Source organism: Chitinophaga cymbidii, from assembly GCF_007992715.1.
GTDB classification, from domain to species: Bacteria; Bacteroidota; Bacteroidia; order Chitinophagales; family Chitinophagaceae; genus Chitinophaga; species Chitinophaga cymbidii.
This window is the reverse complement of record NZ_BKAU01000002.1, coordinates 647,407-669,597: the sequence shown is the minus strand read 5'-3', so window position 1 is coordinate 669,597 and position 22,191 is coordinate 647,407. Positions and strand designations below refer to the sequence as shown.

Annotated in this window: 16 protein-coding genes; 3 read left to right on the top strand and 13 right to left on the bottom strand. The window is 54.0% G+C overall.

What is annotated here, in order from left to right; genetic code table 11:
* Positions 1 to 2: 2 nt before the first annotated feature.
* From xylA to CCY01nite_RS13890, 13 genes are all read right to left on the bottom strand, one after another.
* Positions 3 to 1,331, bottom strand: coding sequence for a xylose isomerase (gene xylA / locus CCY01nite_RS13950; protein WP_146862634.1), 1,329 nt, complete (start codon positions 1,329 to 1,331; stop codon positions 3 to 5).
* Between the two features lie 13 nt (positions 1,332 to 1,344).
* Positions 1,345 to 2,826 carry a xylulokinase gene (locus CCY01nite_RS13945; protein ID WP_146862631.1) on the bottom strand — a complete coding sequence of 494 codons (1,482 nt, stop codon included), beginning with the start codon at positions 2,824 to 2,826 and terminating at the stop codon, positions 1,345 to 1,347.
* Positions 2,827 to 2,913: 87 nt separating this feature from the next.
* Positions 2,914 to 4,548: a sodium/sugar symporter gene (locus tag CCY01nite_RS13940; protein WP_146862628.1), complete on the bottom strand. Its 1,635-nt coding sequence runs from the start codon at positions 4,546 to 4,548 to the stop codon at positions 2,914 to 2,916.
* A 95-nt stretch (positions 4,549 to 4,643) separates the two neighbouring features.
* On the bottom strand, positions 4,644 to 6,113 hold the full coding sequence (locus CCY01nite_RS13935; protein ID WP_146862625.1) for an alpha-L-fucosidase: 1,470 nt from the start codon (positions 6,111 to 6,113) through the stop codon (positions 4,644 to 4,646).
* Between the two features lie 97 nt (positions 6,114 to 6,210).
* The gene (locus CCY01nite_RS13930; RefSeq protein ID WP_146862622.1) at positions 6,211 to 7,380 is read right to left on the bottom strand and encodes an NAD(P)/FAD-dependent oxidoreductase; all 1,170 of its coding nucleotides are present in this window, start codon (positions 7,378 to 7,380) and stop codon (positions 6,211 to 6,213) included.
* A gap of 106 nt (positions 7,381 to 7,486) precedes the next feature.
* Positions 7,487 to 8,743 (bottom strand): threonine ammonia-lyase, encoded by a 1,257-nt coding sequence (gene ilvA / locus CCY01nite_RS13925; RefSeq protein ID WP_146862620.1) that lies wholly within the window; start codon positions 8,741 to 8,743, stop codon positions 7,487 to 7,489.
* Between the two features lie 124 nt (positions 8,744 to 8,867).
* Positions 8,868 to 9,911, bottom strand: coding sequence for a ketol-acid reductoisomerase (gene ilvC, locus CCY01nite_RS13920; protein WP_146862617.1), 1,044 nt, complete (start codon positions 9,909 to 9,911; stop codon positions 8,868 to 8,870).
* A 61-nt stretch (positions 9,912 to 9,972) separates the two neighbouring features.
* Positions 9,973 to 10,515: an acetolactate synthase small subunit gene (ilvN, locus tag CCY01nite_RS13915; RefSeq protein ID WP_146862614.1), complete on the bottom strand. Its 543-nt coding sequence runs from the start codon at positions 10,513 to 10,515 to the stop codon at positions 9,973 to 9,975.
* A gap of 24 nt (positions 10,516 to 10,539) precedes the next feature.
* The gene (gene ilvB / locus CCY01nite_RS13910) at positions 10,540 to 12,294 is read right to left on the bottom strand and encodes a biosynthetic-type acetolactate synthase large subunit (protein WP_307726081.1); all 1,755 of its coding nucleotides are present in this window, start codon (positions 12,292 to 12,294) and stop codon (positions 10,540 to 10,542) included.
* Positions 12,260 to 13,939, bottom strand: coding sequence for a dihydroxy-acid dehydratase (ilvD, locus tag CCY01nite_RS13905; protein WP_146862611.1), 1,680 nt, complete (start codon positions 13,937 to 13,939; stop codon positions 12,260 to 12,262). The genes ilvB and ilvD overlap by 35 nt, the downstream gene beginning before the upstream one ends.
* A gap of 235 nt (positions 13,940 to 14,174) precedes the next feature.
* Positions 14,175 to 15,077, bottom strand: a complete 903-nt coding sequence (locus tag CCY01nite_RS13900) for a branched-chain amino acid transaminase (RefSeq protein ID WP_146862608.1) — start codon at positions 15,075 to 15,077, stop codon at positions 14,175 to 14,177.
* Between the two features lie 429 nt (positions 15,078 to 15,506).
* A complete protein-coding gene (locus CCY01nite_RS13895) occupies positions 15,507 to 16,574 on the bottom strand; it encodes a phosphotransferase enzyme family protein (protein ID WP_146862605.1) in 1,068 nt (355 codons plus the stop codon).
* On the bottom strand, positions 16,574 to 17,473 hold the full coding sequence (locus tag CCY01nite_RS13890) for a nucleotidyltransferase family protein (RefSeq protein ID WP_146862602.1): 900 nt from the start codon (positions 17,471 to 17,473) through the stop codon (positions 16,574 to 16,576). Before CCY01nite_RS13890 ends, CCY01nite_RS13895 begins: the two co-directional genes overlap by 1 nt.
* Before the next feature lie 218 nt (positions 17,474 to 17,691).
* On the opposite strand from CCY01nite_RS13890, the gene CCY01nite_RS13885 reads away from it, so the two are divergent.
* From CCY01nite_RS13885 to CCY01nite_RS13875, 3 genes are read left to right on the top strand one after another with little or no spacing between them, the layout of a single operon-like run.
* A complete protein-coding gene (locus CCY01nite_RS13885) occupies positions 17,692 to 19,029 on the top strand; it encodes an alpha-L-fucosidase (protein WP_246129932.1) in 1,338 nt (445 codons plus the stop codon).
* 22 nt (positions 19,030 to 19,051) lie between these two features.
* On the top strand, positions 19,052 to 21,310 hold the full coding sequence (locus CCY01nite_RS13880) for a family 20 glycosylhydrolase (RefSeq protein WP_146862597.1): 2,259 nt from the start codon (positions 19,052 to 19,054) through the stop codon (positions 21,308 to 21,310).
* Positions 21,294 to 22,154 carry a 1-aminocyclopropane-1-carboxylate deaminase/D-cysteine desulfhydrase gene (locus CCY01nite_RS13875; protein WP_146862594.1) on the top strand — a complete coding sequence of 287 codons (861 nt, stop codon included), beginning with the start codon at positions 21,294 to 21,296 and terminating at the stop codon, positions 22,152 to 22,154. Before CCY01nite_RS13880 ends, CCY01nite_RS13875 begins: the two co-directional genes overlap by 17 nt.
* Positions 22,155 to 22,191: the final 37 nt, after the last annotated feature.

Genomic DNA, 22,191 nt, shown 5'->3' with positions numbered 1-22,191 from the left:
TGCTAGATATACTGATTGATGATGTTTTCGAGCCATTCCTGTTTGCCGCTGGTCTGCTTCGGTTCGCCGTTGGCGAGCGCGAAGGCACGCAGGTCTTCCAGTTGCAGCTTACCTTCCTCAAAAGCCTTGCCCTGCCCGCTGTCGAAAGAAGCGTAGCGGTCTGTGCGGAACTTTTTATAGGGGGATTCGCGGAGCACCCTGTCCGCAATGATCGCCGCGCGGGCAAAGGTGTCCATGCCGCCGATATGCGCGTGGAAGATATCTTCCAGGTCGGTGGAGTTCCGGCGCGTTTTTGCGTCGAAGTTCACACCGCCGCCGGCAAATCCGCCGGCTTCCAGGATCACGAGCATGGTTTCTATGAGGTCGTTGAGGTTCATCGGGAACTGGTCGGTATCCCAGCCGTTCTGGTAATCGCCGCGGTTGGCGTCTATGCTGCCGAGCATGCCGGCATCCGCCGCTACCTGCAGCTCATGCTGGAAAGTGTGGCCGGCCAGCGTAGCGTGGTTCACTTCGATGTTCAGCTTAAAATCCTTGTCCAGCCCGTAATGCCGCAGAAAGCCGATCACCGTGGCGCTATCGTAATCGTATTGATGCTTGGTGGGTTCGCAAGGCTTCGGTTCAATGAAGAACACGCCCTTGAATCCCTGCTTGCGCGCGTAGTCGCGGGCCATGGTGAGGAAACGGGCGAGGTGCTCCACTTCCCTTTTCATGTTGGTGTTGAGCAAGGTCATATATCCTTCGCGGCCGCCCCAGAACACATAATTTTCACCGCCCAGCGCGATGGTAGCGTCCAGCGCGTTCTTCACCTGCGTGCCGGCGTGGGCCACCACGGAGAAGTCCGGGTTGGTGGAAGCGCCGTTCATATAACGCGGGTTGCTGAACACGTTGGCGGTTCCCCAGAGCAGCTTCACGCCACTCTCCTGCTGCTTCCCTTTGGCATATTCCACGATCTGCTGCAGATGGCTTTCGTATTGGGAAAGGCTGCTGCCTTCATCGATCAGGTCGATGTCGTGGAAGCAATAGTAGGGAACGCCCAGCTTGGTGATGAATTCAAATGCGGCGTCCATTTTGTCTTTGGCCTGCTGCACGGGATCGTTAGCGGTGAGCCAGGGGAATTGCTTCGTACCGGGACCAAAGGGGTCGCCGCCTGTTCCGCAGAAGGTGTGCCAGTAGCTTACAGCGAATTTGAATAATTCTTTCAGCGGCTTGCCGTTGATCACTTTGTTCTCGTCGTACCATTTGTACGCCAGGGGGTTGTCCGACTGCGGTCCTTCAAACCGGATCTGTCCTACGGAAGGAAAATACGTTTTGTTTCCTGTGATGATATTCATTGTTACTGTTTTATTATTCCTGTAAAATTTTTTCCAGCCTGTCTTTCCATTTCGTGTATACTTCGCCGTATGCCTGTTGATCTTTTCCCGGTTCGATGGTGGCGAGGCATTCCATGCCGATGAAGGCGTCCTGCAATTGCGGGAACAGGCCCGACCCCACGCCGGCGGCGCGTGCGGCGCCGAGGGCGCCGTCTGTGTTATACAGCTCGATGGTCACGCCGCAGGTGTTGGCGAATGCTTCGCGGAACAGCGGGCTGAGGAACATATTGGCGCGGCCGGCGCGTACGCGGCTGATCTGCAGGCCCATGTCGCGCATAATATCCACGCCATACGTCAATGCATACACGATACCTTCCTGTCCGGCGCGCAGCAAATGTGCGGTATGATGTACGCCAAACTCCAACCCTTCTACCCTTGCGCCGGGTTGCCCGTTGGCGAGAATGCGTTCCGCGCCGTTCCCGAAGGGGAATATCTGCAGGCCGTCCGCGCCCACGGGCGCTTTGGCGGCAAGGTCGTTCATTTTGGGATAGTCTATGCCGCCGGTGATGGAGCGCAGCCAGCTGTTGAGGATGCCGGTGCCGTTGAGGCACATGAGCACGCCGTTGCGGATGGCTTCCTTCGTATTGTTCACGTGTATAAATGTGTTCACGCGGCTTTCGGCATCGTAGGCCACTTTATCATGCACGGCATATACCACACCCGATGTACCCGCTGTAGTAGCGGCTTCGCCGGGTTGCAGCACGTTGAGCGAAAATGCGTTGTTGGGCTGATCGCCCGCGCGGTAAGTAACGGGGATGCCTGCACGTAACCCCAGCAGCGAGGCGGCCTGTTCCGTTACTTTCCCCTGGTCCCCGAAAGTGGGAACGATGGTGGAAAGCAGGGAGCGGTCGATCCCGTAATGCTTTAGCAGGGGTTCTGAAATTTCCTGCTCCGCAAAATCCCAGAAAATGCCTTCCGACAAGCCGGACAAAGTGGTCGTGGCTTCTCCGGTCAGCCGCAGCGCAATGAAATCGCCGGGCAGCATGATCTTGTGTATGCGGGCATACAGTTCCGGTTCGTGCTGCTGTACCCAGCGCAGCTTTGAGGCGGTGAAGTTGCCGGGGGAATTGAGGAGATGCGGCAGGGTATAATTGTCGCCCAGCGCGTGGGCGGCTTCATCGCCGGTTTTAACGGCGCGGCTGTCGCACCAGATGATGGAGGGGCGGAGTACCTGCTGATCTTTATCGACGCACACGAGGCCATGCATCTGGTAAGCGATGCCAATGGCATTGACCTTTGCGGGATCGAAGGGGTGTTGCTTTTGCAGGGCATGCGTGGCTTTCACCACTTCCCGCCACCACATTTCAGGGTCTTGTTCCGCCCATCCGGAGCGGGGAACATTGATGACCAGCTCTTCTGCCGATCCGGTGGCAGCGGCGAGACATTTGCCGGTGGCGGCGTCCAGCAGCGCTGCTTTGATGGAGGAAGAACCGATGTCGTAGCCTATCAGGTACATAGCGTAAAAAAGGGTTTTGAGGGCTGACTAAAAGGACGCCTTCCGGAAAGATCCTTTGCGGACCTTTTAGTCAGCCCTGGTAATCTTCTACCAGAAGATCGTATACAACGCCGCCAGGATGCCGCAGATTATGATAGCACCCACCGCAAAGCCGGTGTTGAGTTTGAACATGGAAGCATCCACTTCCAGTCCTTTCTCGTTGTTCTTGCTTTTCGGGTCCAGCAGGCTGATAACGATCATCAGTGCAACTATGATCACGAATACCCATCCCATCCTGTTAATGAACGGCAGGGAGGGCATTGCGAATTTGAATAATACGGACAAGGGGATCGCGAGGATCGCGCCGATCAGGGCCGCGTTGGCCGTGGTGCGCTTCCAGAAGAATCCCATGATGAAGATAGCGAATACGCCCGGAGAGATAAAGCCGGTATATTCCTGGATGAACTGGAAGCCCTGGTCCAGGCTCTTCAGCGCCGGCGCCACACAGGCGGCGATCACGCAGGCCACGATGATCACAATGCGGCCCACTTTCACCTGGTCCTGTTCGGTAGCGTCCTTCTTGATGAAATGTTTATAGATGTCGAGCGTAAAGATCGTAGCGATACTGTTGGCCTTTCCTGCCAGCGATGCCACGATCGCGGCGGTGAGCGCGGCGAAGGACAAGCCTTTCAGGCCCTCCGGCAGCAGGTTCAGGAGGATGGGATACGCATGGTCGGGTTTTACGACGCCGTTTGCGTCGAGCATTTCCTGCTGGAACATGCCGTTCTTGTACAGCACGTATGCCGCAATGCCCGGCAGTACTACGATCACCGGCATCAGCAGCTTGAGGAACCCGGCGAACAGCAGGCCGTTGCGGGCGGTCTTCAAATCCGCGCCCAGCGCGCGCTGCGTGATGTACTGGTTGCATCCCCAGTAGTTCAGGTTCACGATCCACATACCGCCTATCAGCACGGCAATGCCCGGCAGCTCCGCGTAGTTGGGATTGCTCTTGTCGAAGATCATGTGAAAATGCTCCGGCGCTTTCTGCCGCAGCAGGCCAAGTCCGTCCATCATCCCGGTTACGGAATAGGAAGTGCCGGCGTCACCGAGGTTCTGCGAAACGAGGTTCAACGCCAGGTAGGTGGTAGCAAGACCGCCCAGTACGAGGAAGAACACCTGTATCACGTCCGTAAAACCGATCACCTTCATCCCGCCCAACGTAATCAGGATCGCGAAAACAGCCAGGCCGATCATACAGGTCACAAAATCGTAACCCGAAATGGTCTGCACCGCCAGCGCGCCAAGATAGAGGATGGACGTAAGGTTCACGAAAACGTACAGCAGCAGCCAGAAGATGGCCATCACCGTACTCACACGATTGTCGTACCGCTGCAAAAGGAATTGCGGCATCGTGTAGATCTTGTTCTTCAGATAGATCGGCAGGAAGAAGATAGCCACCACCAGCAAGGTTGCCGCGGCCATCCATTCATAGGTGGAAATAGCCAGCCCCATTTTAAAACCGGAGCCGGACATGCCGATGAACTGTTCTGCAGAAATGTTGGATGCGATGAGTGAGGCGCCAATGGCCCACCAGGTAAGAGATCCTTCAGCCAGGAAGAAATCTTTGGTATCCGTCAGTGCCTTTTTCTTCCGGTTATAGATATAATATCCATATCCGGCTACAATGATGAAATAGATAAAGAACACAACGTAGTCCCAGGCGAATAAGCTTGAATTTTGCATGTTAGATCAGTGAAAACGTGTAAACGTGGTAAAAAAATAGTTCGTCAAGATAATAAACTATTCTATAAACGTAAAAAATACGTTTAAAATGTTTTTTACTCGGTAATATACGTCACTTTAAATGCAAATGCATGCTCGCAGGGAACTTCCCGGATGGATAACTTCGGCACGGTCACCTCTATCCCGTCCTTCACCTTTTTATACGTCAGGGGCTGCCTGAGGCCCAGCATGGAAACGGTGGTACGGGAAGAGGGCTGCAGCCCTTTGATGAGAAATTTGCCTTCGGGCAGCTGCGGCGCGATGGCATATACGGTGCTGCCGTTACGGGTAAAGAAAAGCTCTTTTACAGCGAATCCCGGATCGGGGTTCACGGTCTGCTTCAGCAGGGCTTCCCCGCTGACCATACCGGAAGCGGGCTTCCAGTCCTGCCGGCCTTCGGACCACTGCACGTGCGTTTTCCAGGCGCGGGTGTTATAGATCGCTTCGCCGTTCACGTCCAGCCATTTGCCAATCTCCAGCAAACGTTCCTGCATGATGGGCGGGATCTTGCCATGCGCATCGGGACCAATATCCAGCAACAGGTTGCCCCCGCTGCTAACGATGTCTACCAGCAGGTAAATGAGGGATTGGGTGCTGTTATAATCTTCTACATCTTCATTCCGGTTATACCCGAAAGAGAAGCCCATGCCCCGGCACTCTTCCCAGGGACGGTCATATTTCTTGCCTACTTCATATTCCGTGGTGTAATACCCGCCGTGCTTCTGGCGGATGCCCTTGCCCCAGCGGTCGTTCACCGCTACCTTATCTTTCACGGGCGATTCATTATACAGCCAGGCGAGGAACTCGCGTGATTTCCAGAGCGTATCGCTGTGGTCCCATTCTCCGTCCGTCCATACAATGTCCGGCTCGTACCGGTTCACCAGCTCTTTCATCTGCGGCAGCATGTGCTCGTTCACGTATTTGTCGTACTGCTTGCTCACGTACAGCGGATTGTACCATTCATACAGCGAATAGTAAAAGCCCATTTTCAGGTCGGTCTTTTTCACGGCGGTGGTCAGATCGCCCAGCACATCGCGCTTGGCGGCGGACTCCATGGCGTTCCAGGGGCGGCCGAAGGCTTTGGAGGCTTCTTTGCTAGGCCACAGCGCGAAGCCGTCGTGATGCTTGGACGTGAGCACGATATATTTGGCGCCTGATCTTTCAAAGAGCTTCGCCCATGCATCGGGATCGTAATCTTCGACCTTAAAATGATCGGCGAACTGGTAGTAGGAAAAGTCTTTTCCCCACACCTTGTTGTGATGATCGAACACGGCGGTGGGGGAAGGATTGTTATTGCCAAAGATCTTTTTGTTCTGCAGCCAGTGCTGGTACCATTCGGAGTAGGTGCCTTTGGGCGACCAGGCGGGCACGGAATACACGCCCCAGTGGATGAAGATGCCGAACTTGGCATTTTCAAACCATGCGGGAACGGGCCGGCTGTCGATGGACTCCCAGGTGGGTTTGTAGTTTTGCGCCTGCAGGGTGAACGGTAGCAGTAGCCATAACAGATGTCTCAGGTGTTTCATATGTTTAACGTGGTTTATCAGGGAAGTTACAATATAAAGATTGTGCTGCTGGCTTACAAGCGAACGGTAATTCTGTATCAGTTTTTGACAGGATAGTTTAGGAGGCGTTCTGCAGCATCATGGCGGCGAGCTGCCGGCCGATCTCGGAGCCGATGGCCACGCCCATTCCGCCCATCCGTACGGCGAAGAAGATATGGTCTGAATGCGGCTGCACAAGGGGTTGCTTTGTGGGGCCGAAGGCCATGATGCCTGCCCAGCGGTCTTCGATAGTGAAGGGGTGGTGCGGGAGGATGAGGGTGCGGAGCTTTTCTTCGAGGTTTTGCTGGATGCTTTCCTGCAGCGCGATGCTGGTGGTGGTTTCGCCGGCCACGTCCATATTGCGGCCGCCGCCGAAGAGCACGCGGCCGTTCAGCTCGCGGAAATAGTAATATCCTTTATCGAAATGAAATACGCCTTTGAAGGGGAGCCCTTTTACGGCGGAGGTGATCAGCACCTGGCCGCGGCCGGGGGTGACGTTCACTTCAGGCAGCAGGGTTTGTGCGAAGGCGTTGGTGCAGACGGCAGCCTGGGAGGCGGTGAAGGTGATGCCGGCTTCATTTGCGGCGGCATGAGGTTCCAGGCGCGCGCCGGCAGATGCCACATACACCTCCGCTCCTTTCCCCGTTTCATCTATCCACGCCACATTACAACCGGTTTTTATCTCTATTCCCCTTTCAATCGCCACATCGATCAGCGTTCGCATCATCATCCCGGTATGCAGTTCTCCTTCGTAATTATTTTTAACAAGCGACTTCACGTAAGTTCCGTTAAAACCGAAACTTGCCAGCCGCTCGTCCGCCATGGAAAATGCGGGGCCGGGCAGGATGCCGGACAGCAGGGCGTTCACCTCGTCCAGCCGCTGCAATGCCGGCATTTCTATTTCGCTGATCAGTTCGTAGCTGCCGTTCTCGCGGTACTGCATGCGGTCGTCGCCGATGCGGCTGCGCAGGAGCTGCAAGCCTTTACGCCGCAGCTGCACAAGCGCTACTACTTCTTCGGGCGTCATATGCTCCAGATCGTCCAGTATCTCCGTCAGGCTGCCGATGCATGCAAATCCGGCATTTTTTGTACTGGCGCCGGTGGGCAACAGTCCCCGTTCCAGCACGAGTATCCGTTTGCGGGGCGCTTTTTCCTTCAGGCTGATGGCGGTGGACAGGCCCACGATGCCACTGCCGAGGATGATGCAGTCGTAATGCAGGAGGCTTTGCTTTTCCCAGTAGCTTAACATGCACCGAAATTAGGGAATTTTTCCCGTGGCATATCCGGCAGGCCGGCCAGATAAAAAGGCCGTTTCCACAAGGGAAACAGCCTTCAATTCTATAACTGACGGTTCGCTATACCAGGTAACCGAATAGATCATCGTGCTTGTTCAATTCCGTATAATGCACATTGTACCGGCGCATGTTTTCCAGCAGCACATCATAGTCCTCGCGGTTCTTCAGCTCTATTCCCACCAGCGCGGGGCCGGTTTCCTTGTTGTGTTTCTGGATGAACTCAAAGCGGGTAATGTCATCACTCGGGCCGAGCACGTGGTTCACAAATTCTTTCAGCGCGCCGGGGCGTTGCGCAAACCGCACGATGAAATAATGTTTCAGTCCTTCATACAGCAGGGAGCGTTCCTTGATCTCCTGCATCCGGTCGATATCATTATTGCTGCCGCTCACTACACACACCACTTTCTTTCCTTTGATCTCTTCGGCAAAATCGTCCAGCGCGGCAATGGAGAGTGCGCCGGCGGGTTCCACCACAATGGCATCTTCGTTGTATAACCGGAGGATGGTGGAGCAAACGCGGCCTTCGGGTACGAGGCTCATTTTGTCCAGCACATCTTTGCATATTTCATACGTTAATGCACCTACGCGCTTTACGGCGGCGCCGTCTATGAAGCGGTCGATCTCGGGGAGCGTAACGGGGGCGCCGTTTTCCAGGGCTTTCAGCATGGAGGGGGCGCCTTCGGGTTCAATGCCGATCATCTTCGTATGCGGACTGTAAGTGCGGAAATACGTGCCTACACCGGAGGCCAGGCCACCGCCGCCTACGGGTACGAACAGGTAATCCACTTCGGGCTGCTCTTCCAGTATTTCCAGGGCTACGGTTCCCTGTCCCTCAATGATCTTCAGATCATCAAAAGGCGGAATGAAGGTCATATTATGAGCGGCGGTAAAAGCCTGCGCTTCTATGGAGCAATCATCGAACGTATCGCCCACGAGGCGTATCTCAATGTTGTCACCACCGAACATTTTCACCTGGTTCACTTTCTGCTTGGGTGTGATAATGGGCATGAACACCACACCTTTCACGTTCAGGAGCCGGCAGGAATAGGCGAATCCCTGGGCGTGGTTGCCGGCACTGGCACAGGTAACGCCGTTGGCTAAACTTTTTTTGTCCAGGCTGCTCATCAGGTTGTAAGCGCCGCGGAGCTTGTAGGAACGCACCACCTGCATGTCCTCGCGTTTCAGGTATACGTCGCAATGATAGCGGCGGGACAGGTTGGCGTTGTACGTGAGCGGGGTACGGATTACTACGGAGCGCAGCCTTTCTGCGGCTGCTTTTATGTTGGCTGGTTGGATGTTGTTGATAACTTCAGACATGATCGGTTAGTTAAAAAATAAAAAAAGAAAAAACGAAAATCAGCGGCTGATCCTAATTCGACAAATGCCTCCAAAACCAACGCCAATCTTCATTTTTTCTTTCTTTTATTTTTTACTGAATTGCTTATTTGCCGGGGCGCAGCTTACGCACTGCGGCGCCTGCCTGCCACATTTCGCTGTTACGCAGCTCTTCCAGCTCCTTGTTCAGCTTGTCGCGGTAATCCGCCTGGCTGTTGGAGGAGATAGAGCGCTCTGCTTCCTTACCTGCCGCTACGCTGGCGTACAGCTCGTCGAATACAGGCTGGGTAGCTTCCTTGAATTTCTTCCACCAGTCCAGCGCACCGCGTTGAGCAGTGGTAGAGCAGTTGGCGTACATCCAGTCCATTCCGTTCTCTGCTACCAGCGGCATCAGGGATTGGGTCAGCTCTTCAACGGTTTCGTTGAATGCTTCGGACGGAGAGTGACCGTTGTTACGCAGAGTCTGGTACTGTGCCGCAAAGATACCCTGGATAGCGCCCATCAGGGAGCCGCGTTCGCCGGTGAGGTCGGAGAATACTTCTTTCTTGAAATCAGTTTCGAACAGGTAGCCGGAGCCAACGCCGATGCCGAGTGCGATCACGCGGTCACGTGCTTTGCCGGTAGCGTCCTGGAAGATGGCGAAGCTGGAGTTCAGCCCCTGGCCTGCCAGGAACAGCCTGCGGAGGGAAGTGCCGGAGCCTTTGGGAGCTACCAGGATCACGTCTACGTCTGCCGGAGGAATGATATTGGTCTGTTCTTTATAAGTGATACCAAAGCCGTGAGAGAAATACAGCGCTTTACCTTTGGTGAGGAAAGGCTTCAGGGTAGGCCACAGGGTGATCTGACCCGCGTCGGAGAGCAGGTACTGGATGATCGTTCCTTTTTGTGCAGCTTCCTCTATCTCGAACAGGGTTTCGCCCGGCACCCAGCCGTCTGCTACCGCCTTGTCCCAGGTCTTGGAATTTTTACGCTGGCCGATGATCACGTTGAATCCGTTGTCTTTCAGATTCAGCGCCTGACCGGGACCTTGAACGCCGTAACCAATGATAGCAATTGTTTCGTTCTTGAGAACTTCTCTTGCTTTTTCCATGGGGAATTCTTCTCTGGTTACTACTTCTTCCAGTACCCCGCCAAAATTGATGGTTGCCATGTTTTGATCGTGTTTTTTTTAAAGAGTTGTTAAAAGTCTAAGGTTAAAAGTTTGCGCCGTATCAGTCTTTCAGATTATCCGCTTCAATCAGCGAAAGGTCTTTGAGATGTTCGTGGAAACGGCGGCTCCATTTCACGATCGCAACGCGGCCGCTTTTGGAATATTCTATGAGGCCATATGGCTCCAGTTTTTCGAGCATGGCGATCAGCTCCTGCTGATGGCCTGTTTTTTCCAGCACGAAATAATCGGCGGTGATGGTGAGAATGCGCGCATTGTTGTCGCGGATGATCTTTTCGATGTCGCCGTTGTGCAGGCTTTTCGTGGAGATCTTGTACAATGCCAGCTCCTGGTACACCACTTCATCTTCATCATGCACAAATGCACGGTGAATTTCGATGAGCTTTTCTATCTGTCCCACCACTTTTTCCAGCCTTTCCCTTTCGGACAGTACGGTGATGATGAACTTGTACACCCCGGCTATCTCGGTTTCGGCCGTGGTAAGGCTGGTGATGTTGATGCCCCTGCGGGTGAAGATCACGGAGATACGGTTCGTGATGCCGATCCGGTCTTCCGTGTACACCGTTACGGTATATTCTTTTTGCATGTTGATTCGATTAAGGATAATGAACTACTCGAGGCGGATCGATGAGATCGGCGCACCGGCGGGTACCATCGGGAATACGTTGTCTTCCTGCTCTACCACTACCTCCAGCAGGTAAGCGCCTTTGGTATCCAGCATTTCTTTCACGGCGGCTTCTATCTCGGAGCGCTCGCTGACCTTGCGGCCCGGTACGTAGAAACCTTTGGCGATCTGCACGAAGTCAGGGTTGATCATTTCGGTGGATGAGTAGCGCTTGTCGAAGAACAGTTGCTGCCACTGGCGCACCATGCCCAGGAAGTTGTTGTTCAGGATCACGATCTTCACCCCGATCTCGGATTGATAGATGGTGCCCAGCTCCTGCAGCGTCATCTGGAAGCAGCCATCACCGATAACGGCCACCACTTCCCTTTCGGGAGCGCCTACTTTAGCGCCCATAGCTGCCGGCAGGGAGAAGCCCATTGTACCCATGCCGCCGCTGGTGATATTGGTGTTCGGGTCTTTAAAGCGGTAGTAGCGGGATGCTACCATCTGGTGCTGTCCAACGTCCGTTACAAGGATGGCCCTGCCTTCGGTCTGTTCGGAGATGATGCGCACCACTTCCGCCATCTTCAGCATGCCTTCTTTCGGGTACAGCTCGTTGTGCTGGACTTTTTCATATTCCTGTTTGTCCGCTTCCTTGAAGGATTGCAGCCATTCTTCATGCTTCGCGGGTTTTACCAGCGGCAGCATGGCTTCCAAGGCTGCTTTCGCATCCGCGTGCACCGCTACGTCCGCGGGAATGATCTTGTTGATCTCCGCTTTATCTATTTCGATGTGGACCACTTTCGCCTGGCGCGCATATGTGTTCACGTCGCCGGTGATACGGTCGTCGAAGCGCATGCCGATGGCGATCAGCACATCGCATTCATTCGTATTGATGTTCGGGCCATAGTTCCCGTGCATGCCCAGGTAGCCTACATAGCAGGGATGATCTACCGGTACGGCGGACAGGCCGAGCAGCGTGGAAGCGATGGGTATCTGCGCTTTCTCCGCCATTTCTATCAGCAGTTTCTCCGCGCCGGCGATCAGTACGCCGTGGCCGCAAAGGATGTAAGGCTTTTTGGCGTTGTTGATCAACTCTACCGCGGCGGCGATCGCATCCTGCTTCAATTGCGGAACGGGCTGGTAGCTGCGGATATGTTCACAGGCTTTATACTGGAAATCGAGCTTGCCGAATTGTGCGTTCTTGGTGATATCCACCAGCACCGGTCCCGGGCGGCCGTTGCGGGCGATGTAGAATGCCTTGGCGATGGCGCCGGGAATATCTTCCGGCCTTGTCACCTGGATGTTCCACTTGGTGATGGGCATGGTAATGCCGATCACGTCCGTTTCCTGGAATGCATCCGTTCCGAGCAGCGCGGCGGCTACCTGGCCGGTGATGCAGACCATCGGGGTAGAATCCATGTGAGCGTCCGCGAGCCCTGTCACCAGGTTGGTAGCGCCGGGGCCGGAGGTGGCGAAGGCCACGCCCACTTTCCCGCTGGCGCGCGCATAACCCTGCGCGGCATGCGTTGCGCCCTGCTCGTGACGGACCAATATATGATGGACTTTATCCTGGAAATCGTACAGGGCATCATAAATAGGCATAATGGCGCCGCCGGGATAACCGAATATGGTATCCACGCCTTCTGCAATCAGTGACCGGATCACAGCTTCAGCGCCGGTGATGATCTCGGCGGGTGCAGCGGTGGGCCGCTTGTCAGACTCTTCAGTCTTCATCGGTAACACATCCTTCTGTTGCATTTTTTACTTGTTTTGCGTATTTGAATAATATTCCGTTCGTGGCTTTCAGGGCCGGCTGTTTCCAGGCGGCTTTGCGGGCTGCGATCTCTTCGTCTGATACATGCACTTTGATCACATTGTTGACCGCGTCGATCTCGATGGTGTCATCGTCCCTGACGACGGCGATGGTGCCGCCTTCAAAGGCTTCCGGCACAATGTGCCCGACGACGAAGCCGTGCGTGCCGCCGGAAAAGCGGCCGTCGGTGATCAGCGCCACATTCTTGCCAAGGCCCGCACCCATGATAGCGGAAGTAGGCTTCAGCATTTCCGGCATACCGGGGCCGCCTTTCGGCCCCACGTAGCGGATCACCACTACGTCGCCGGCTTTTACGCGGCCGGACTGAATGCCTTTGATCAGTTCAAATTCCCCGTCGAATACACGGGCGGGGCCGGTGAACTTCTCTCCTTCCTTGCCGGTGATCTTTGCCACAGATCCTTTTTCAGCCAGGTTGCCGTAAAGTATCTGGATGTGACCGGTTGCTTTGAGCGGCTGCTCCAGCGGAAATATGATGTCTTGTTTCGTAAAATCGATGTCGGGCACGGATGCCAGGTTCTCCGCGAGGGTTTTGCCGGTCACGGTGAGGCAGTCACCATGCAGCATTCCTTTTTGCAGGAGGTATTTCATGACCAAAGGTACTCCGCCGATGTTGTGGAGGTCTTCCATCATGTATTTGCCGCTTGGCTTCAGGTCCGCCAGCAGCGGGGTTTTATCGCTCAACCGCTGAAAATCCTCATTAGTGATGTTCACACCCACGGATTTGGCGATGGCGATGAAGTGCAGCACTGCGTTGGTGCTGCCGCCGAGCGCCATCACCACGGTAATGGCATTTTCAAATGCCTTGAAGGTCATGATGTCTTTCGGCTTGATATCTTTTTCGAGGAGCAAACGGATGTATTTGCCGGCTTCGAGGCATTCTTTCTGTTTGTCTTCGCTGGTAGCGGGGTTGGAAGAGCTATATGGAAGGCTCATGCCGAGCGCTTCAATGGCGGAGCTCATGGTGTTGGCCGTGTACATCCCGCCGCAGGCGCCTGCTCCGGGGCAGGAATGCTGTACAATGCCTTTGAAATCGCCTTCATCGAGATTGCCGGCGAGCTTCTGGCCGAGCGCTTCAAATGCGGAGATGATGTTCAGGTCCTGTCCTTTATATTTTCCCGGTGCGATCGATCCGCCGTATACCATGATGGCGGGGCGGTTCAGGCGGCCCATCGCGATCAGGGAGCCGGGCATGTTCTTGTCGCAGCCCGGCACGGTAACGAGCGCATCATAATATTGCGCGCCGCAAACCGCTTCAATGGAGTCGGCAATAATATCACGGCTGACGAGGGAATAGCGCATGCCGTCGGTACCGTTGCTGATACCGTCGCTCACGCCGATCGTGTTGAAAATAAGGCCCACCAGGCCGTTATCCCATACGCCTTTCTTCACGGTCTTTGCGAGATCGTTCAGGTGCATGTTGCAGGTATTACCGTCGTAGCCCATGCTCACAACGCCTACCTGTGCTTTTTTCAGGTCTTCCTCCGTCAGTCCTATTCCGTACAGCATGGCCTGGGCGGCGGGCTGTGTAGGGTCTTGCGTGATCGTTTTGCTGTATTTATTCAACTCCATAGTTCGGCCGGTTATTACCGGGAATTTTTTAATTATTGTACAAGTTATCTCGGGAGTGCCTCAATGTCCAAACCTATAATTTGCCCGTTCCCGGTCTTCAAAAGGTGTGCTGAATGACCCAAACCCGCTGTGTCAGGGGCTTACGTGGAAATGTGTTTACGCCATTCAACGGGTAAAAAAAGGGGGTGATGGTACCCGGCGGGCAGGCCGCCACATCTCATCACCCCATTCAATATCAGGCCGGAATGGCCTCACGTTTGAATTCTTTCTCCAGTACTTTCGCTTTATACGCCTGCTGGATCACTTTGCCCAGGGACTCACCGAAAGGCTTGCCGAAGGTCTGGTTGTCCAGGGAATCCCATCCAACGATCTCCGCGGCGGTACCGCAGTAGAATACAGCGTCCGCTTTCTTCAGCTCGTCGGTAGTGAACAGCTTCTCTTCCAGGGGAATATTCAGCTCCTGGCAGATCTCGATCACGGTAGCGCGGGTGATGCCCGGCAGAATGTTGCCCGGCGGCGGTGTGAAGATCTTGCCGTCTTTTTCAAAGAAGATGTTGGCGCCGGGGCCTTCTCCCACGTTGCCGTTGATGTCCAGCAGCAGCGCTTCGTCGAAACCTTTCTCCTTGGCTTCCTGTGAAGCCAGGATGGAATTCACGTACAGGCCGGCGGATTTGGATTCGATCTTGAACGCCTTGGGGTTCGGACGCTGATAGGAAGAGGTCATCACGCGCAGCAGCTTTTCGCCGAGGTACGCGCCCCATTCCCATGCGCAGATCATCACATGCGTTTCAGAAGCGGCTTTCAATGTCATGTTCGGCGGGCAGAACGCGAGGGGACGGATGTACGCTTCCTCCAGGTTGTTCATCTCCAGCACTTTATAGCAAGCTTTTACCAGCTCTTCGTTGTTGAAGTTGTAGGGGATGTGGATCAGCTCGCAGGAGCGCTTGAAGCGGTCGAAGTGCTCCTTCGCCTTGAATACCTTCACTTCCCCACTGGCGGTCTTGTAGGCGCGGATGCCTTCAAATACCGCGTATCCATAATGCAGCGACTGACCGTACAGGTCAATTTTGGCTTCCGAAGCTTTTACATAAGCTCCATCAAAGTAAATAATCGTGTTTTCGTTGTAATAGCTATACATATAATTGGAATTTGCACATAAAAAAAGCCTTCCTGATGGAGGAAGGCGTTCTATTTCTTGTTGTTATTATACACGCTTTTATCCTCCAATCGGCTGGCGGCTGATAATGACAACGACGATCACGACTAATGTGATAGCCCAGTTGAGCTGCGGCACAATGTGACTGATCTTGTTATTATCCTTGTTTAACCACATGGAGATTCGTATTCAATTGTAGTTGATCGGTACAAATGTATTTCTGTATTGAATAAAAAACAACAGGGAAAGTAATTTTTTGAGAAAAATCAAATAGAAAGGCATTTTTTGAAAATATCGAAATAAACAAATACCGGATTGAAAAAATTCTAACAATTCAGGGATATCTATGGTTCCTGTTCAGCGGCGTCTGACAGAAAAAAGGGCTGCACGATCTCCGTACAGCCCTTTTTGTTAGTTTTTCAGGCAATCATCGATGACCTGTTGTAGTTGTGGTTCCTTTTCCATCAGGCGTTCCAGCAGCGTGAGCTGGTTCTTTGCACGGTTATAGTTGTGCTCGGGATACTTGATGGGATAATATACGTCCCCGTTCAGATAGTCTGTCAGGAAGCGGATGCCTTGCATGTAGATCATGAACTGACCGGCGTAGAACAGGTGTTTCCGTTCGGTGTCCGTCAGCGTGCTGCCTACTTCGGAGAGGTAGCCTTTCATGAGGGCTTCGTAATAATCCTCCCTTACTGCTATCCGGCTGAAATCCCTTTCCTCTTCAGATACGGGGCTCACATAGGTGCGCACCATATCTCCCAGGTCGGAGATGATCTTGCCGGGCATCAGCGTATCCAGGTCGCATACGCAAATGCCTTCGTAAGTATCCTTGTTCAGCAGCACATTGTTGATCTTCGTATCATGATGCATGAGCCGGTCTGTGAAGTCAGGGGCCGTCTTCAGCTTTTCGAAGGTCACCGCAATGCCGGAGTGGTTCAGGAACTGTTCCACCAGGGATTCCGCGAACTGCTTGCGTTCCTCCTTTGCCGTGCGGATCGCTTCCTGGAAGGCGGCGTAACGCAGGGTGAGGTTGTGGAAATTGGGGATGGTGGCTTTGAATTCATGCAGGTCGATGCCATGCAGGAAGCGCGCCATCCTTCCGAACTGCTTCGCGGCTTCATACGCCTGCTTCGGCGTATCGGCCTGGTCTACGGAAGTGGACGATGGAATGAACGGGACCATCCGCCAGTATTCGTCCTTATAATGGAACAGGTCTTCCCCGTTTACCGTGGTCACGGGCGTGATGAAAAGGTAGTCCGGGTGATGTTCGGCAAGGTAGCTCGCCGCCAGCCGCAGATTGCGGGCGATCACTTCCGGCTCTTTAAAGACATAGGTATTGATCCTTTGCAGGATGTACTTTTTGCCGTCCACGCCATTCAACAGGAAGGTGTTGTTGATATGCCCGCTTCCGAATTTTTTAATATCGGACTCCGCTGTGGCGACCCCGAAAGCATCCAGGATTTCCTTGTTCACCATTACTTCCAGAGATTATCAGGATATTCTCCTTTATTCACCAATGCGGATAAGCTGGCCTGTACGCCCGGCGCATCTTCTTTATACGTTACGCCGAACCATTGTGCGCTGGTGGGCAGCACTTTGATCTCGCCCATGCCTTTGCTGATGAACTGGTCGGCCACGAGGGGAATGAAAAATTCTGATTTCGGATTGGAAGCGTTCTGCGCGAGGAACTGATCGAACAGTTTTTCGCTGATGCCGAACACGGAAGGCGCGAAGCCGAAGAAGTTCATGGATACCGGCGTTTCGGGAGCAAGTTCCAGCTTGGTATCGCCTTCATCCGCTACGATCTTGCCGTTCTCCAGGGAGATCTTTGTTCTTTCGTTGATGCCGGTCAGGTTGCTGTTGCTGTCTACCGCGCATACGCCGCGGGAAACGGAGCCGTGCTCGCTCACTGTTTTGCCCAGCTCATACCCTACGAGGCTGTATGTTTTGTCGTTACACTCATTTTGCAGAAATGCCGCCATTTTTTCGAAAGCGTCGCGGCCATAGAAATCGTCCGCGTTGATCACCGCAAAAGGCTCGTTGATCGCGTCTTTGGCGCACATTACGGCATGCGCGGTGCCCCAGGGCTTGGTGCGGTCCGCCGGCACTTCATGCCCGTTCACGAATGCATTGATGTCCTGGAATACATAAGCCGTTTCCACTCTTCCTTTCAGCTTGGGCTCAAATATCTCCTTGAACTCTTCCGCGAAGTTCTCGCGGATAATAAATACGATCTTGCCAAAACCCGCGCGGATAGCATCATAAATTGAATAGTCAATAATAGTTTCTCCGCTGGGGCCAAACTTTTGGATCTGTTTCAGACTTCCGTACCGGCTGGCCATTCCCGCCGCCAGGATCAATAATGTCGGTTGCATTTGTTGATATTAGTTTATAAATTTCACACGAATTAATATCGGGGGCTAAATTTAATCATTAAATTTTTCCCCGGACTTTTATTTTTTGCTTATCCTTGCGCATTCTTCCCATATGTCCGCATCGACCGGGGGTAAAAGTGAACAATTTTAACTGTTCAGACTATACTTTTTTAAGTAGTTTATTGTATACTCTTTATTGATATAAAAATTTGTTTAAAATGATGAAAAGGTGGATAGTGGCAGGAGCCATGGTACTGCATTGCATGCAGTCCGCGCAGGCTCAGCAGAAAACAGACCCGGAGCAGATCCGGTCTAAAATGCAATGGTTTGCAGACGCCAAGCTCGGCATCTTCATCCATTGGGGCATTTATGCCGTGAAAGGAGTGGACGAAAGCTGGAGCTTCTACAACAAAAAAATATCTTATCCCGATTATATGGACCAGCTGAAAGGCTTTACCGCGGAACGATATGATCCGCAGGCCTGGGCTGATCTCATCAAAGCCTCCGGCGCGCGGTACGCGGTGGTCACCACCAAGCATCACGACGGCGTTGCGCTCTGGAACACGAAATTCAACAAACTCAGCACGGTGAAAAGCACACCGGCCAAAAGAGACGTGCTCGCTCCCCTGTTCACCGCTTTGCGGAAGAACGGCATCAAGGCGGGCGCTTACTTTTCGCTGCTGGACTGGAGCTCGCCGGATTACCCGGGATTCCTGAAAGACAGCTCGCGCTACAAGATCGCGGAGCAGCCGCAGCGATGGGAGAAATTTAAAAAATTCTACCAGGGCCAGATGGCGGAAGTGATGACGAAATTCAATCCCGATCTATGGTGGTTCGATGGCGACTGGGAACACAGCGCGGAAGAATGGGAAGCGGAAAAAGTGCGCAAAATGCTCACCGGCCACAACCCCAATACCATCATCAACGGCCGCCTCACGGGTTATGGCGATTATGATACACCGGAACAGAATTTCCCTGTGGTGCGTCCGCAGTTCCACTGGTGGGAGCTCTGCATGACCATCAATAACAACTGGGGTTACCAGCCCGCAGATACCAACTGGAAAACACCCTATGAAGTGATCACCATCTTTGCGGACGCCATCAGCAACGGCGGCAACATGCTGCTGGACATCGGCCCGAAAGCGGACGGCACCATTCCGCCGCAGCAGGTGCATGTGCTGCAGGGGCTAGGCAAATGGAACCGCAAACATGCCAACGCGATCTTCAACACGGTGGCGGGCATCCCGCAGGGGCATTTTTACGGGCCTACCACAATGTCTAAAGACTCCACCACCCTCTATCTTTTTCTTCCAGGCAACGTAAGCGGACAGATCATGGTAAAAGGGCTGGATAACAAAATAAAGGATATCACCGTTGTAGGCAACGGAACGAAGCTCACGCACAAGATCGTAGGCAAGATATCCTGGAGCCCTGTGCCGGGGCTTGTTTACATCCCGGTGCCGGCCAATGTGCAGGATGAATATATGACCGTGCTGGAACTGAAGCTGGATAAGCCCGTGAAGCTGTACCGCGGAAAAGGCGGACTAAACGGATAATTATTCTATATATCGATATTTTATGAAAAAAACGCTCCTATGTGCGGTTGCCGCGCTCACCTTTTTAACAGGCGCTGCGCAGCAATCGCAGCCGGTGATCGCTGTTATACCGGAACCTTCTTCTGTGCAGACTTTAGCCGGACAAGTACTGATCACTCCTCAGACAAAATTCTTTTCCAACAGCGACGATGCCGCTGAAGCAGCGAAGCTGTTCAACGTTTTCCTGCGGGCTAACTACGGCTTCTCTTTGCAGGAGGGCACCATGCGCAACAGCGCGCTGATATTTTCAGAAGACAAGGTATTGCCCAAAGAAGGATATCAGCTGACAGTGGCAAGAAACAAGATTGTGCTGCAGGGGCGCGCTGCCGGCCTGTTCTACGGCGTACAAACCCTTGAGCAGCTGCTGCATGGCGTTGTAAAGAACAAGATCTCCGTGCCCGGTGTGCTCATCAAGGACGAACCGCGCTTTGCCTATCGCGGGCTGATGCTGGACGTAGGCCGCTATCTTTACCCGGTGGATTACATCAAAAAATTCATCGACGTGATGGCCCATTACAAGCTCAACCGCTTTCACTGGCATCTGACGGAAGACCAGGGCTGGCGCATCGAGATCAAAAAATATCCGAAGCTGCAATCCATCGCTTCCCGGCGCGCTTCCACACCGGTGGGCCACGGGCGTGACAACAAGCAGGACGGTACGCCCTACGGCGGGTTCTACACCCAGGAAGAAGTGAAAGACGTGGTAGCCTATGCCAAAGCGCGGCATATCACCGTGATACCGGAGATTGAAATGCCGGGCCATGCGCAGGCGGCGCTGGCGGCATATCCTTACCTCGGGTGTACCGGCGGTCCGTATGAAGTATCCACCAAATGGGGCGTACATAAAGAAGTGTATTGCGCGGGGAACGATTCTGTATTTTCTTTTCTGGAGGATGTGCTGGAAGAAGTGCTCCCGCTTTTCCCCGGCGAGTACATTCATATCGGGGGAGATGAATGCCCGAAAGACCGCTGGAAAGCCTGCCCGAAGTGCCAGGCGCGTATCAAGGCCCTCGGCCTGAAAGATGAACACGAGCTGCAGAGCTATTTCATTCAGCGGATGGAAAAATTCCTCGCCACCAAAGGCCGCCGCATCATCGGCTGGGATGAGATACTGGAAGGCGGCCTTGCTCCCAACGCCACCGTGATGAGCTGGCGCGGCGAGAACGGCGGCATCGCGGCGGCAAAGCAAAAGCACGATGTGATCATGACGCCCAACACGTACCTCTACCTCGACTACCACCAGGCCGATCCCGCCGGGGAACCGGTGGGCATTGGCGGATACCTCCCGCTGGAAAAGGTGTACAGCTACGAGCCTTACCCCGCTTCCCTCACGCCGGAGGAACAAAAATATATCAAGGGCGTGCAGGGGAACGTGTGGTCCGAATACCTGCCCAACCCGGAGAAAGTGGACTATTTCACCTGGCCGCGCGCACTCGCGCTGTCCGAGATCACCTGGAGCCCGGCGCGTAAAAAGAACTATGCAAAATTCACTTCCAAACTGCCTACCGCGCTCGCCGCGCTGGATGAACGCGATGTGGCTTTCCGCATCCCGGCCCCTATTGGCCTGGAAGACATGGTGATCACCGGCGCCAACACCACCGTAGCACTGAAAGCGCCGGTAAAAGGCGCTACCATCCGCTATACCACGAACGGCAGCGAGCCCACGGCCAGCAGCCCGAAATATACAAGACCGTTCATCGTAACACCGCCCGCCAACGGCACCGTTGTGGTGAAATGCCTCGTGATCACCGCATCGGGAAGGCAAAGCCGGGTGCATACCGCTACGTATACCCGTAAGAGTTATAAGACCGCGGCGAATGTACATCCTTCCACACCGGGCCTCCGCTTCGAAGCATTCTACCGCAGCTTCAGCAGCGCGAAGAACATCAGCGGCAAAGCGGATACTACGGGCGTGATGCCGTCTTTCTCCATTCGTCCGTTCATCGCGAAACCTGCTTTCGGCGTGCGTTTCGACGGCTATATCAAAATAGACCAGGATGGCCTGTACGAGTTCACTACCAATTCAGATGACGGCTCCATGCTGATGATCGGTGACGAAGTAGTGGTGGACAACGACGGGGAGCATGCGCCCACCGCCAAAAGCGCGCTGATACCCCTGCGAAAAGGATTCCACCGCATCCGCGTATCTTACTTTGATGTGGGCGGCGATCAAACCCTGCAAGTCACCGCCGGGCTGAAAGGCAAACAAAGCATTAACTTGCGGAATGCGCTTTTCTACTGAGGAAATATTGCAACCTTTTCATACAACATGGCTGCCTGCGGACATACAGGCGGCCACGTTGCGTCTGGACCGTATTCATCCCGTCGTTTCCGGCAACAAGTGGTTCAAGCTGAAATACAACCTGGAAGCCGCGGCAGGCAGACCGGTGGTCACTTTCGGCGGCGCTTACTCCAATCATATCATAGCCACAGCGGCGGCCTGCGAAATGCGGGGCATCCCCTGCACGGGCATCATCCGGGGCGAAAAACCCGCGGTGCTCAGCCACACGCTGCAACGCGCGGCCAGCCTCGGCATGGAACTGGTGTTCGTGAGCCGGGAAGCCTACCGGCTGAAGGATGCAAGCGCTTTCCCGGATGCTTATATGATACCGGAAGGCGGGCATAATGCCCTTGGGGCAAAAGGTTGCGGGGAAATATTGTCGCTCGCCGATACAATGGGCTTTTCACATATCATTTGCGCGGTGGGCACGGGAACCATGCTTGCGGGGCTGGTAAATGCAACGGAACGTCCGGTCACCGGCATCTCCGTCCTCAAAAACGCCACCTCCCTGTACGAAGAAACACAAGCGCTACTCACTTCCCCCGAAACAAGCAACTGGACCATCCTCCATCAATTCCACGAAGGCGGTTACGGCAAGACCAGCCCCCGGCTGTTCGCCGCCATGAACGATTTCTACCGGCAAACCGGCATCCCCACAGACCAGGTGTATACCGGGAAAATGGTATCCGCCGTGCAACAACTGCTGGAACAATCCTACTTCCCGCCCAACAGCCGTTTGCTGCTCATCCATTCCGGCGGATTGCAGGGCAATGATTCTTTGCCCCCCGGCGTTCTATGCTTTTAAAGCGCGGCAACGTATATTTGTACTTTCGCCAACTAAG

Coding starts and splice junctions, on each gene's coding strand:
- CCY01nite_RS13940 (WP_146862628.1), bottom strand. CDS start 4,548: ATGCAAAATTCAAGCTTATTCGCCTGGGACTACGTTGTGTTCTTTATC.
- xylA (WP_146862634.1), bottom strand. CDS start 1,331: ATGAATATCATCACAGGAAACAAAACGTATTTTCCTTCCGTAGGACAG.
- CCY01nite_RS13875 (WP_146862594.1), top strand. CDS start 21,294: ATGCGCTTTTCTACTGAGGAAATATTGCAACCTTTTCATACAACATGG.
- ilvA (WP_146862620.1), bottom strand. CDS start 8,743: ATGTCTGAAGTTATCAACAACATCCAACCAGCCAACATAAAAGCAGCC.
- CCY01nite_RS13895 (WP_146862605.1), bottom strand. CDS start 16,574: ATGGTGAACAAGGAAATCCTGGATGCTTTCGGGGTCGCCACAGCGGAG.
- CCY01nite_RS13890 (WP_146862602.1), bottom strand. CDS start 17,473: ATGCAACCGACATTATTGATCCTGGCGGCGGGAATGGCCAGCCGGTAC.
- ilvC (WP_146862617.1), bottom strand. CDS start 9,911: ATGGCAACCATCAATTTTGGCGGGGTACTGGAAGAAGTAGTAACCAGA.
- CCY01nite_RS13945 (WP_146862631.1), bottom strand. CDS start 2,826: ATGTACCTGATAGGCTACGACATCGGTTCTTCCTCCATCAAAGCAGCG.
- CCY01nite_RS13935 (WP_146862625.1), bottom strand. CDS start 6,113: ATGAAACACCTGAGACATCTGTTATGGCTACTGCTACCGTTCACCCTG.
- ilvB (WP_307726081.1), bottom strand. CDS start 12,294: ATGCAACAGAAGGATGTGTTACCGATGAAGACTGAAGAGTCTGACAAG.
- CCY01nite_RS13885 (WP_246129932.1), top strand. CDS start 17,692: ATGATGAAAAGGTGGATAGTGGCAGGAGCCATGGTACTGCATTGCATG.
- CCY01nite_RS13880 (WP_146862597.1), top strand. CDS start 19,052: ATGAAAAAAACGCTCCTATGTGCGGTTGCCGCGCTCACCTTTTTAACA.
- ilvN (WP_146862614.1), bottom strand. CDS start 10,515: ATGCAAAAAGAATATACCGTAACGGTGTACACGGAAGACCGGATCGGC.
- CCY01nite_RS13930 (WP_146862622.1), bottom strand. CDS start 7,380: ATGTTAAGCTACTGGGAAAAGCAAAGCCTCCTGCATTACGACTGCATC.
- CCY01nite_RS13900 (WP_146862608.1), bottom strand. CDS start 15,077: ATGTATAGCTATTACAACGAAAACACGATTATTTACTTTGATGGAGCT.
- ilvD (WP_146862611.1), bottom strand. CDS start 13,939: ATGGAGTTGAATAAATACAGCAAAACGATCACGCAAGACCCTACACAG.